Genomic DNA, 12,238 nt, shown 5'->3' with positions numbered 1-12,238 from the left:
GCTCCTCAGCGAGATTGCCCCCATAGCAGAGCCACGGGGAAAGACTTGAGGACGGCCCCCACGGGCAAGCTGTCGCCACCAGGGATCCCTTCCTGGGTTAAGCCATTCACCCAGTCCAGCCGCTTCCAGCGCGGCAGTTGAATTTCCGTATCTTTCCAAACCGATTCCCCCAGGGGATCTTGAGTTTCATCAATTAAGGAAGTTAAAAAACGGGGCGCCACCACCAGCACGACTTGTTTATCGTGCTGACGGGCAAAGGCTATGACGTGGTTGGCATAGGAGCCGCTCACCTGTAGAGGAATATAACTGCCTTCCAGAAACAGCTGCGGCTGTTCCTGACGGGCCTTGAGCACCAGGTGGATGAGAAACAGCTTAATGCGGCCATCGTGGCGGTGGAGCAGAAGGTCTTGGATAAGTTGCAGGGGATCCTGCTTGATCCGCCGCTGGATTTCTTCGAGGTAAGCTAGGCGACGGGAAAAGTCCACAGGTCGGCGATTGTCGGGATCCACCATGCTGAGATCCCACAGCTCCGTGCCCTGATAGATATCCGGGATCCCAGGGCTGGTGAGCTTCAGCAGAGTTTGAGAGAGAGAGTTAAAGATGCCAAAGTGGGCAATTTTGCGCTGAAAGGGCAGGAAAGACTCCAAGAAGGGGCTTGAGGGCTGCAGGATTTGATCGATGAAAGCAAGGGTAGCTTCTTCGTATTCGGTATCGGGGCGAAGCCAGGCAGTATGGACTTTAGCTTCCCGAACTGCTTTGATGGCGTAGTCTTTAACTCGCTGGACAAAGGTCGGAACTTCCTCTGGTTGAAAAGGATAGGAGCCGATCAAAGTCTGATAGAGAAAATACTCATCGTTGCGATCTGGCAGCTCCGAACGCTTGGCTTGCTTGCGGTAAACTTTATAGCCGACATTGAGCTCGTGCCAAAGGTTAATATGTCTCTCCCACTCGGCGGGTATTTCGGAGAGTACGTTCAGGCGGGCCCGCACATCCTCGCCGCGCTTGGTGTCGTGGGTGGAAGAGGCATTTAGGGTCAAAGGCCACTGGGCTGCTCGTTCTTGGTTAAAGCGATGGAACTCCTGGATAGAAATGCCAAAACGACACAGATCGCTGCCTACCTCGTTTAGGGATAGCAGCCTATTGTAAACGTAGAAGGCCGTGTCCTCTACCCCTTTGGCCATGAGAGGGCCGGCCAACTGTTGCAGCCGCATGGCAAAGTAGATTTGCTCGTTCTTCTCCTCCTCCGAGATGTTTTCGGGGAACTCAAGACAGAGAAAGCGCTGTAGGAAATTCAACTCGTTGACTAAGATGGGCAGGTTCTCCTTAGCTTTCTCTACAGCTTGGCGGATAGCCTGCTGACCTTCTGGGCTGAGAACCCCTTCATGGATGTAGACTCGGTAAACTGGGAAACACACCAAAACCTCTGCCAGAGCTCGGCGCAAGCTGTAGAGAGTAAAGTCGTTGGCATAGCGGTGATGGCTGGTAATTCGCTTAAGCAAAAAGGCAAGGTTGTCCATGTCCCCCGCTAGGTTGCGCTCAATGATTAGGCGTTTTTTGTCTTCGATTACCTGTTCGGGAGACTGCCTTAGATCGGTAAAGTTCTGATATAGCCTTTCAAACGCCTCCTCGTTCTCAGAGCAGCAAAAGAGGCCGTTCAGCTTAGCCAGGAAGTCATAACCTGTTGTGCCCTGTACCGGCCACTGAGGAGGCAGCTTCTCGTCAGGCCCCAGTATTTTTTCTACAACGATGTAGAGATCTGGACAGCGCTCACGGAGGCGATGGAGATATTCCTCCGGGTTAAATAGGCCATCAATATGGTCAATGCGCAAGCCCGTAAAGCGCCCTTGCTCTGCAAGCTTAAAGATGAGCTGGTGCGTTTTGCGAAAGACCTCCCGGTCTTCTACCCGCAGCGAGATCAAGTCATTGATGGTAAAGAAGCGACGGTAGTTGATCTCTTCAGCACCTACCTTCCAGAAGGAAAGGCGGAAGTTTTGCCGGGCCAAGAGACTGTCCAGCAAGTCAAAGCTTGAGGGATCTCCTGGCTTGCCATTAAAGATGGCAATGTTCTCATCAAAAAAGCTTTGAATATGCGGGCTGGAGGTATAAAGCTCCCACAGAGAGTGCTTAGCAAAATTGATTTGGTCAGTGCGCTCTAGGAGGTCTTCTTTGCTAGGAATGAACTTGAGGCTGAAGAGAATTCCCAGTAGCTTGACGTAGTCAGGGTGGCTGCGTCCTAGTTTTCGCCGCAGCTTGCCTAAGTTGTAAGTAAAAACATCGGCATAGGTGTCGATATTAAGAGGAAACCTCAAGTTGAAGTAGTTAATGCTAAGGCCATCGGCATCGTAACGAAGCTGGATTTGTCCGGACTCTAAGCATTTGTTATAGAAATCCCCTAGAAAGGGTGCCAAAATTCTGCCCTTGATGCCAAGGTAGGAGTGATCCCAGTCAACATCGAAGTAATCGATAAAGTCTGAGTTGGGGCCGCTTTCCAGAACATCCATTAGCATTCGATTTTGGCCGTCATAGGCCATGTGATTGGGAACAATGTCTTGGATCCAGCCAATTCCCTGCTGGTGGAGAGTTTCCCATAGAACTTCAAATTTTTCGATCCCTCCCAGTTCGCAGTTGATCTGGGTGGGATCCACCACGTCGTAGCCGTGGGTACTGCCTTTGCGAGCCTGAAAGATGGGAGAGGCGTACAGATCGCTAACACCCAGCAACTTTAGGTAGGGGACGATTTGCCGTGCTGCCTCGAAGTCAAAACCGGCGTGAAACTGGATGCGATAGGTGCAAGTCGGGATCCGCATGGTGACCTCCAACTAGAAAGGGTTTTTCCAGGTTGACATACTCCCTGCAGCTGCAGCTGGCTTCTAGGCAGCAGCTAGCAGAGCCTTGGAGCTGCCAATGAGTCCCGAGCTTGTCTCTAAGCCGTCATGGCCTTCTGACGGTAGCATGCTGTCCCATTTTCAGGCTCTACCCGACACAACCTCAGCCAGCGCCGTTTGCAGCTGCAAGGCCAATTGGGAGGGGAGGCTATCTTGCCTCCAAAACAGAGCTGCTGCTGAGCGGCAATGGGGATTTCCTGCCAGCCCTCAAGTAGAGGTGGCCGCCTACCAGCCAAATCACTCCGAGCTCCTTCGCCTAGCAGTACACTTGGCAGGGGGCTGGGATCTGAACCTCTGAGGTTCCGACCAGGTGCTAACGATCCCCGCCCCATCTCCTCAACTTACCAACCCCGACTGGAGAGAGACCGATGTCCACCCACTTGACGCCGCGGTTTGCCGAGGCCATGCGCTACGCCTACCGATGGCACGCTGCTCAAACCCGCAAGGGAACCAGGATCCCTTACCTCAGCCACCTGTTGGCCGTAGCCTCCATTGCCCTAGAGTACGGTGCCGATGAGGATGAGGCCATTGCTGCTTTGCTCCACGACAGCCTGGAAGATGGCCCCCGCTACAGTGGCGAGCCACGAGCCCAGATTGAACAGCAACTGCGGGAGCGCTTTGGAGAACGAGTGCTGCAGATCATCTTAGGGTGTACGGATACTGAAAGCGATAGCTCCCGGGGCGAGCCCAAAGAAAACTGGAAGGAGCGGAAAACGGCCTACCTGAAGCATTTGGAAACCGCAGACGCTTCGGTTCTGCTGGTGGCTGCCGCTGACAAGCTGCACAACGCCCGCTGCCTCCTACGGGACTTTCGCCAGCTAGGGGATCAGCTTTGGGAGCGCTTCTCCGGCGGTAAGGAGGGATCCCTATGGTACTACCGCTCGCTGGCGGAGATCCTGGGACGACGGCTACCTTCGGGGTTAGCTGCGGAGCTCCAGGAAGTGGTGGCCGAGTTGCAACGGACAGCCGAGCCGAATCCGGCGCTTGACAGGGAGGAGGGGGGCTGAAGAAAATGCTGAGGGCAGTCCTATAGGTCACCCGTCTATGGTTCTTGCGGTCGGTACCCCTGCTCCTGGCTTTAACACCGTCGACGCCCACGGCAACCCGGTTTCCCTAGCCGATTTTGCTGGGAAAACGGTGATTCTCTACTTTTACCCCAAAGATGACACCCCTGGCTGCACCAAAGAGGCCTGCGGCTTCCGTGATGCCTACGCGGACTATCAGAGCAAAGACTTGGTGGTGCTGGGGGTAAGCATGGACGACCAAGCTTCCCACAAGAAGTTTGCCGAAAAGTACAACTTGCCCTTCCCTCTCTTGGTGGATAGCGACGGCGCAATTGCCCGCGCCTACGATGTGGACGGAGGCGGCTATGCCAAGCGAGTAACCTACGTCATTGATGGCGAGGGCAAAATTGCTAAGGTCTACCAAAACATTAATACGGAAACTCACGCCCGCGATATCTTGGCGGACTTGGGCCGGTGAGGAGGCTGAACCTGAGGGCTTGCCTCCCAGCCTTTGGGTATGAACGACGACATTCCAGTTGCGCGTCGCTACCCTCCCCCTCCAGCAAAAGCGCAAGGCTCCTCAGGTCCCTGGAGGCTAGGCTTAAGGCTAGGTCTAGCCTTGCTTACGCTGCTGCTCTCAACGGTGTGGGCAGTGGGCGGGTTGCCAGGATCAAAGGAAAGAAGAGAACCCCTGGCGCAAGATCTCTCTGTTTCTCAGCAAGGAGAGGGCAGGCCCTCTCTGCTGGGCCACTATGCCTATGCTGAAGCTCCGCCAGAGACCCTCCAGGTAGTGGGCTATTACCACGGGCGCGAGGTGCGCCTGCGCCACGCCGCTGCCGAGAGCTACCGGCGAATGAGCGCAGCGGCTCTAGCCGACGGGATCCGCCTTGTCCCCATCTCTGGGTTTCGCTCGATAGCGGAGCAGGAGGCTTTGTTTTTTCAAGTAGCCCAAGCGCGGGCTCTGCGGCCAGGAGAACGGGCTGCAGTCAGCGCTCCCCCGGGATATAGCGAGCATCACACCGGCTACGCTATCGACATTGGGGATGCCCAGTTTCCGCAGTGGGATCTCCAGGAGGCTTTTGAAAAGACTCCTGCCTTCCGCTGGCTGGAGAAGAACGCTGCTCGTTTTGGCTTTGAGCTGTCCTTTCCCCGCAGCAACCCCCAAGGAGTAAGCTACGAGCCCTGGCACTGGCGCTTTGTGGGCGACCGCCACAGCCTAGAGACCTTCTACAAGCGCTAGGCGACTCCTCTCTTCGTTTGGTAGAGGAGCTGGGGGAATGTTCAAGAAGCGGATGACGCGATTCGAACGCGCGACCTTCTCGTTGGCAACGAGAAGCTCTACCACTGAGCTACATCCGCACTAGCTAGCAGTGTATGGTGACAAACTTTGCCGCTGTCTGTCAAGGGGGGAAGTGGGCGGCATTTTGTTCCAGAATGGGAGCAGTTCATCTTTCTTTGCAGTTGCGTCAGCCCCTGGCGGGGCCTAGGAAATCGCGATGCGGGTAGCCATTATTGGAGCAGGGTTGGCCGGCTTGGCAACGGGGGTTTACTTGGCTGAGGCGGGCCATGAAGTGCAGATCTACGAGGCGCGGCCCTTTGTTGGCGGCAAGGTGGGATCCTGGCAGGATGCCGAGGGCAACCACATTGAGATGGGATTGCACGTTTTTTTCTGCAACTACAGCAACCTGTTTGCCCTGATGAAAAAGGTGGGGGCCTACGAGAATCTGCTGCCCAAGCAGCACGTCCACACTTTTGTCAACCGCGGCGGGCGGGTGGCCAGCCTCGATTTTCGCTTTCCCCTAGGAGCGCCCTTCAATGGCCTCAAAGCTTTTTTTACCACCAACCAGCTCTCCTGGGCCGATAAACTGCGCAACGCCTTGGCGCTAGGCACTAGCCCCTTGATTCGCGGCCTGCTGGACTACGAAGGGGCAATGCAACAGATTCGCGCTTTGGATCGGGTAAGCTTTGCCGAGTGGTTCCGCCAGCACGGCGGGTCTGAGGGTAGCCTGAAGCGGATGTGGAACCCCATTGCCTATGCTCTGGGCTTCATCGACACGGAGCAGATTTCTGCTCGCTGCATGCTGACCATCTTTCAGATGTTTGCCAGCAAAACAGACGCCTCTAAGCTCAATTTCCTCAAGGGATCCCCGGACAATTACCTTACCCAGCCCATCGTCCGCTACCTACAAGCCCGCGGCGGTCAGGTTCATACCCGGCGGGGGGTTAGCCGCATTGAAGTCAGCGACTCCCCCCCCTACGCGGTAACCGGCCTGGTTTTGGCCAACGGCGAGCGCGTGGAGGCGGATGTGTATGTATGTGCAACGGCGGTAGAAGGGGCGAAACGCTTGATCCCCCAGGTGTGGCGGCAGTGGCCCCAGTTCGACAACCTCTACAAGCTGGACTCGGTGCCGGTTGCCACGGTGCAGTTGCGCTTCGACGGCTGGGTGACGGAGCTAAATCCCCAGGGCCAAGCCAAACGCGCCGTCGACTACCCCCAGCCGCTTGGCATCGACAACCTCCTCTACACTGCCGATGCCGATTTCTCCTGCTTTGCCGATCTCGCCCTCACCAGCCCTGCTGACTACTACAAACCCGGCCAGGGATCCCTGCTGCAATGCGTGCTTACGCCCGGGGATCCCTTTATCTCCATGTCCAACGAGGCCATTGCCCAGCACGTGCTGCACCAAGTGCATGAGCTCTTTCCCTCCTCGCGGCAACTGAACCTGACCTGGTACAGCGTGGTCAAGCTGGCCCACTCTCTCTACCGCGAGGCGCCAGGCATGGAGCCCTATCGGCCGCAGCAGAAAACTCCCGTGCCCAACTTCTTCCTTGCCGGCAGCTACACCGCCCAGGACTACATCGACAGCATGGAAGGAGCCACCCTCTCTGGCCAGTTGGCTGCCCAGGCCATCCTGGCCGCCTGCCGGGATCCCCAGCCGTCGCCGCCAGCCTAGCGGGCCTTCGCTGCCCAGCAGAACGGCGGCAAAGGGAGGCTCTCCCTGCCTCTGGCTCAGCCAGTTGGCTCTGGCAAGCCGGATCCTTTTCCCCTACCATCTAGGCTGGGAAAATGGGTTGGGGACAGCTATGCAGGCGGTAATTCTGGCAGGGGGGCAGGGAACTCGCTTACGGCCTTTGACCTTATGGCAGCCAAAGCCGTTGCTGCCCTTGTTGGAGGTACCTTTTTTACACTGGCTCATTGGCCGCTGCCGTCGAGCTGGCTTGACGGACATCCTGTTGAGTGTTGGGTACTTGGGCAGGCAGATCGAGGCTGCCCTAGGAGATGGCGCTGCCTGGGGGGTAAAGCTTCGCTACATCGTCGAGGAAACACCGCTGGATACGGCGGGATCTTTGGTGTTGGCCCAGCCCTATTTCAGCGGGGATCCCTTGGTGGTCTTCAACGCCGATATCCTCACCGATTTGGATCTGGCGGCATTGGTGCGCTGTCATCTGCAGAGCGGGGCTGTTGCCACCCTTACCCTTGCCCGCGTCGAGGACATCACCGCCTACGGCCTGGTGGAAGTGGGGGAAGGCGGCCGGATCCAATCCTTTCGGGAAAAGCCCACCCCTGCCGAAGCCCTCACCCTGACCACCAACACCATCAACGCCGGCACCTATGTCCTCGATCCAGCCATCTTCAAGGACTACCCCAGCGGGGATCCCCTCAGCTTTGAGCGGCGCGTCTTCCCCGACCTGCTCCAGCAAGGGCAGCGGCTGCAAGCCTACCTGCACACGGGCTACTGGCGAGATCTGGGCACGCCGGCCAGCTACTACCAGGGTCAACTGGATATTCTCCTAGGCCGGATGAGGGATTTTCCGCTCGAGGATGTGGAAGAACGGGCGCCCGGGATCTGGGTTCACAAGACGGCTGAGGTCCACCCTGCTGCCCAACTGCACGCCCCTTGCTACATCGGCGCCTATACCCGCCTAGGGCCCCAAGCCCAGATCCCTGCTGGCACTATCCTGGGCAGCTACAGTTGGGTCAATGGCCCCCTGCAGCCAGGGGCTTACGGGCCAGGCCTCCTCGTGGTTTAATGTAGCGGATAGCAAGCAAAGTAGCGCCCTTGTTCTCTCGTTTTGGGGAGCACATAGGCATCCAGCTATGGCGGAATACAGGCCTGGGCTAGAGGGCGTTCCGGCCACGCGATCCAACATTAGCTTTGTCGACGGCCAGGCAGGGATCCTGGAATACCGCGGCATCCCCATTGAGGAGCTAGCGGCCCACAGTACCTTTCTGGAGACAGCTTATTTGCTGATTTTTGGCAAGCTGCCCACCCAGTCGGAGCTGGACAACTTTGATCAGGCTGTCCGCAGCCATCGGCGGGTCAAGTACCGTATCCGCGACATGATTAAGTCGTTTCCCGACTCGGGCCACCCGATGGATGCCCTACAGACCTGTGTCGCCAGCCTGGGCATGTTCTACCCGGTGCAGGAGGCAGATCCCGACTACGTTTTTGTCACGGTTACCCGCCTGCTGGCCAAGCTGCCGACGATGGTGGCCATGTTTCACCAGATGCGGCAGGGCAACGATCCCATTCCCCCTGACGACAGCCTGGATCATGCCGCCAATTTCCTCTACATGCTCTCGGGCAAAAAGCCAGATCCCTGGCTAGCTCGCGTTTTCGATACCTGTCTCATCCTGCACGCCGAGCACACGGTTAACGCTTCAACCTTTGCCCTTTTGGTGAGCGCCTCGACCCTGGCTAGCCCCTACAGCAGCCTGGCCACAGCGGTGGGCACCCTTTCGGGGTTGCTGCACGGCGGGGCCAACCAAGAGGTAATGAAGCTGTTGCGGCAGATTGGCTCAGTGGAGAACGTCCGCCCGTTTATTGAAGAAAAGCTGGCTAGAAAAGAGCGGATTATGGGCATGGGGCACCGCGTCTACAAAGTGAAGGATCCGCGGGCCATCATCCTGCAAAAGCTTGCCGAGGAGCTGTTCGAGCGCCACGGCCACGATAAGTACTACGACATTGCCCTGGAGGTAGAGCGGGTGTGTGCAGAGCTGCTGGGACCTAAGGGCATCTACCCCAACGTGGACTTCTACTCAGGCTTGGTCTACGCCAAGCTGGGGATCCCAGAGGATTTGTTTACACCGGTGTTTGCCATTGCCCGGGTAGCCGGTTGGCTGGCCCATTGGCGGGAGCAGTTGGCGGATAATCGCCTCTTTCGCCCCACCCAGGTCTACACCGGCAAGCGCCAGCAGCGCTACATCCCCATTTCGGAGCGGAGCTAAGGTTAACCCCGTTGGACAGGGTGCGAAGATCCCCTGGCTTGCGTCGGGCTGGCTTTGGCCAAGATCCCTTGCCCCTGCGGGACCCGAGGTCCTCTAGATCCACCTTGAGGATCCAAGGGCATAGGTGCCAGGCCCGACAAGGGTGCTGGGGTTGCGATCCCCAAAAGTTGGGGGTGTAGACTACGCAACCAATTGGCGAGCAGTGGTTCCTAGAAACTGGCAAAGCTAGAGGGCCGCCAACTGGGGCACACCCACCAGTTTCTCGCTCAGCTCCCAGAGCAACTTGGCTTTGGCCTCATCCTTTGCTTCGTCAGAAACCTCCTGGTTAAAGGGCCTGGCATTCTTCCGTTGCCGGTTGCCCCAGCTCCAGTAGAATCCCGACTGGCGAAATTCGGGATCGGCCACCACCTGCGCCACCCGCTCGCCGGCCAGCTCCTGGGAGACATAGCCACCGGTGATGTATTTTTGAAACCAGGGGAAAAGCTTTTGGAACAAGGGATAGTGATGGCGGAAGAGGCCGCTTTCCGCCACACAGCCGGGGTAAAGGGAGAGAAAGGTGATGCCGGTGCTCTCGTGGAAGCGGCGGTGCAGCTCCCGCATGGTGATGATGTTGCAAACTTTGCTGTCTTTGTAGGCCTTGACGGGATCGAACTTGCCGCCGTCGGCCATGCTGATGGGTTCCTTAAAGCCCTGGGCAAAGCCCCGCAGATCCCCCAGGTGAGGTTGGGGTGGGATCTTGCCTCCCAGCTCTTTGGGGTTGTGGGTAACCGTTCCTAAGATTACCAGCCGCCGATCCGGGTAAGGGGAGCGCTTGAGATCCTCCAGCATCAGGTGGCAGAGGAGGAAATGTCCTAGGTGGTTGGTGGCCATGGTTAGCTCATAGCCCTCGGGGCTGCGCAGGGGCTGCTTGAGCAGGGGCATGTAGATGGCGGCGTTGCACACCAGGGCATCCAGAGAACGGCCCGACTGACGGAACTGCTCGACAAACTGCCGAACACTGGCCAGGCTGGCCAGATCAATTGGCATCAGGCTGTAGCTCCCCTCTGGGATCCCCACCTGCTGGGCCATCCGCCGGCCCTTGTCCAGATCCCGACAGGCCATTACCACGTGCCAGCCCCGCTTGGCCAAAGCCAAGGAGGCATACAGGCCAACGCCTGAGGAAGCACCAGTAATCACGACGGTGGGTTGCATTTGTCCTTCCATATCCAACTCCTAGACGGTTTCCTGAGGGGGGATCCCTCAGATCCCTGCAGGATCCATCTTGGAGTGGAAAGGGGCCTAGACAAGGAATTGATAAGGTTTGCGACGCTTTTCCGGGCCATTTCCTTCATTTTTAGATACAAGCTTGGCCTTGCCAGCTCAGGTAGATCCAGGTGGGCAAAGCCGCACCGCTGTTGCGAACGAGGACTAAAGAAGGCCGCTAGGGCTTCCCAGCACAATGGGCAACCTCGCCAACGCACCTTCTGCCTTGACGTGGGTTAGCTAAGCTCGTAGGCGAGCAGGTACGTTTCTTCGGGTAGGCATTTTGCCTAGGCTAAAGTTGGCTCCGCCTTTGGCCTGTGTGATCGCTCAAGAGCAAGGAGCAACTACCGTCAGCTCGACGGGAAGTGACGCCTGTGGAGATCCCTCTAGTGGGGTAGTGGAGGTGAACTCTGCTGCTAGCTATGGGTCGTGGAAGCAGGAAGAAAGCCTCAACCTGGAGCACAAGTCCGCTTTTGTCCGGGGTTGTAGAAGTCTTTCAGAGCGGATCAAAGGCAAAGGTAATCTGCACAGCCCCCGTGGAATCCACCTCAACCTTGCGCAGGACTTCCCGCAGGTAGGCGCGGCGCTCGCTTTCGCTGAGATCCTGCCAGAAGGGCGGGAGGGAGAGGGTTTGGACGGTCTGGGTGAGGTTGGCAGGGGGGAGCTGCTCTAGCTTTTGGGCCAAGCGGGCTGTCTCTGCTCGCAGCTGGTAGCAGCGCTGGGCTAGCGAGGGCTCGTCCAGCAGGCCGGCTTGTCGCAGCTCTTCCAGTTGCCGCAGCCGCTCGGCGTTGGCCTGGAGTTGGGCCTGGAGCTGTTGGCGAGTTTGGGCTAGAGCCTGCCGATCCAGCGTCTGGAGCCGTTGGGGCAACTGCTCACAGACCTGTCGAATCACCTCCTGCAGGACTTCAGCGTAGCGGAGGCTATAGCGGCAGGTTTGGCAGCGCAGGTAGAGGTAAGAAGAGCCGTTCCTTTTGCCCTTGCTGGGGGTTGTTTGCACAATGCGTAGCAGGCTGCCACAGGCCCGGCAGTGGACGAGTCCGGCCAAGGCGCGGGAGGCGCTGGCGCTGCGGCGCGGGATCCCTTGGTTGCGTTTCAGCCAGCGATCGATCTGGGCGGCTTCGGTGCGGCTGAGGAGAGCTGGGTGAGTATCGCGCAGAACAGTACCGTCGGCGTAGGCCAGATCCCCCCGGTAGACCGGGTTGAGCAGCCAGTTGCGCCCGGTGGCTACTGAGATGCGCTTGTGGTGCTTCTCCGCAATGAAGCGCACCGCCTGGCGCAGAGATCCGTAGAGGAGAAAGTGCCGGAAAAAATCCTGAACAATGGGGGCCTGGCGGCAATCGGGGATATAGCGACCCCCTTCGCGGCGGTAGCCAAAGGGAGGCGGCCCGGGGGGAGGCTTGCCTGCCAGACGGCTTTGAGCCTGGCTTTGACGGCGACGGCGGCTTTGCAGGTGATGGGGAACCTCAGCTAGCAGCGGGATCCACTCGCCAGCAGTGCTAGGGGTTTGTAGGCCATCTGCCCTGACCAGGCTAAGGCGGACCCCAGCCTGTTGGATTTGCAGCAGCCGCCCGTGCACCTCATCCAGCTGATCTCCCAAATCCGCCAGGCGCACCAGCAGCACCTGCTGCACCGAGCCACTGGCCACGCCCTGCAGCAGCTCCTCCAGGTAGGTACGGGATCCCCAGTCGTGCCAGAGAGGATCAGCCCCGTGGGCTTTTAGCCAAGCCAGCTCCTCTTCTGGCCAAGGAGCATAGGCCGGCGTGTAGAGGTAGCCGCAGACGCCCATGGACAAATCTCCTGCCACCGCCGCTGCCCTCCTGCTCGGCTGCCCCCCCGCGATCCCAGGTGAAGGCCGCGACGGCCAGGCCAGCGCGCCT

General features: G+C 58.3%; 9 protein-coding genes and 1 tRNA gene. 6 read left to right on the top strand and 4 right to left on the bottom strand.

Translation table 11 applies throughout. The annotated features are described in order from the left end of the window. Positions 1-5: 5 nt before the first annotated feature. Positions 6-2,807, bottom strand: coding sequence for a malto-oligosyltrehalose synthase (gene treY / locus NW807_RS02510; RefSeq protein WP_414425203.1), 2,802 nt, complete (start codon positions 2,805-2,807; stop codon positions 6-8). A gap of 446 nt (positions 2,808-3,253) precedes the next feature. Here treY and NW807_RS02505 point away from each other — a divergent pair, with 446 nt between their 5' ends. The 3 genes from NW807_RS02505 (at position 3,254) to NW807_RS02495 (ending at position 5,129) form a co-directional block, all read left to right on the top strand. After that, complete coding sequence (locus NW807_RS02505) at positions 3,254-3,892, top strand: HD domain-containing protein (protein WP_414396067.1); 639 nt, start codon at positions 3,254-3,256, stop codon at positions 3,890-3,892. A 37-nt stretch (positions 3,893-3,929) separates the two neighbouring features. After that, positions 3,930-4,367, top strand: a complete 438-nt coding sequence (locus NW807_RS02500; protein ID WP_414405202.1) for a peroxiredoxin — start codon at positions 3,930-3,932, stop codon at positions 4,365-4,367. A gap of 174 nt (positions 4,368-4,541) precedes the next feature. Next, entirely contained in the window at positions 4,542-5,129 is a 588-nt protein-coding gene (locus NW807_RS02495; RefSeq protein ID WP_414425216.1) for a D-alanyl-D-alanine carboxypeptidase family protein, read from the top strand. A gap of 47 nt (positions 5,130-5,176) precedes the next feature. On the opposite strand, the gene NW807_RS02490 is transcribed toward NW807_RS02495, so the two are convergent. Next, positions 5,177-5,248: transfer RNA gene (locus NW807_RS02490), tRNA-Gly, on the bottom strand. A 137-nt stretch (positions 5,249-5,385) separates the two neighbouring features. On the opposite strand from NW807_RS02490, the gene zds reads away from it, so the two are divergent. The 3 genes from zds to NW807_RS02475 all read left to right on the top strand — a co-directional run bounded on the left by zds (position 5,386) and on the right by NW807_RS02475 (position 9,119). Continuing rightward, entirely contained in the window at positions 5,386-6,843 is a 1,458-nt protein-coding gene (zds, locus tag NW807_RS02485; protein WP_414425202.1) for a 9,9'-di-cis-zeta-carotene desaturase, read from the top strand. Positions 6,844-6,973: 130 nt separating this feature from the next. Then, complete coding sequence (locus NW807_RS02480) at positions 6,974-7,921, top strand: sugar phosphate nucleotidyltransferase (RefSeq protein ID WP_414405204.1); 948 nt, start codon at positions 6,974-6,976, stop codon at positions 7,919-7,921. 67 nt (positions 7,922-7,988) lie between these two features. Then, positions 7,989-9,119, top strand: coding sequence for a citrate synthase (locus NW807_RS02475; RefSeq protein ID WP_414396075.1), 1,131 nt, complete (start codon positions 7,989-7,991; stop codon positions 9,117-9,119). A gap of 225 nt (positions 9,120-9,344) precedes the next feature. Here the strand turns inward: NW807_RS02475 and NW807_RS02470 are convergent, their stop codons facing one another. Together NW807_RS02470 and NW807_RS02465 are read right to left on the bottom strand one after the other, a co-directional pair. Further along, positions 9,345-10,322, bottom strand: a complete 978-nt coding sequence (locus NW807_RS02470) for a protochlorophyllide reductase (RefSeq protein WP_414405205.1) — start codon at positions 10,320-10,322, stop codon at positions 9,345-9,347. Positions 10,323-10,857: 535 nt separating this feature from the next. Beyond that, positions 10,858-12,147 carry a recombinase family protein gene (locus tag NW807_RS02465; RefSeq protein WP_414425201.1) on the bottom strand — a complete coding sequence of 430 codons (1,290 nt, stop codon included), beginning with the start codon at positions 12,145-12,147 and terminating at the stop codon, positions 10,858-10,860. Positions 12,148-12,238: the final 91 nt, after the last annotated feature.

This window comes from Synechococcus sp. R70.1 (genome assembly GCF_047461675.1).
Taxonomy (GTDB): Bacteria; Cyanobacteriota; Cyanobacteriia; order Thermostichales; family Thermostichaceae; genus Thermostichus.
This window is presented reverse-complemented; position numbering and strand designations above follow the sequence as displayed.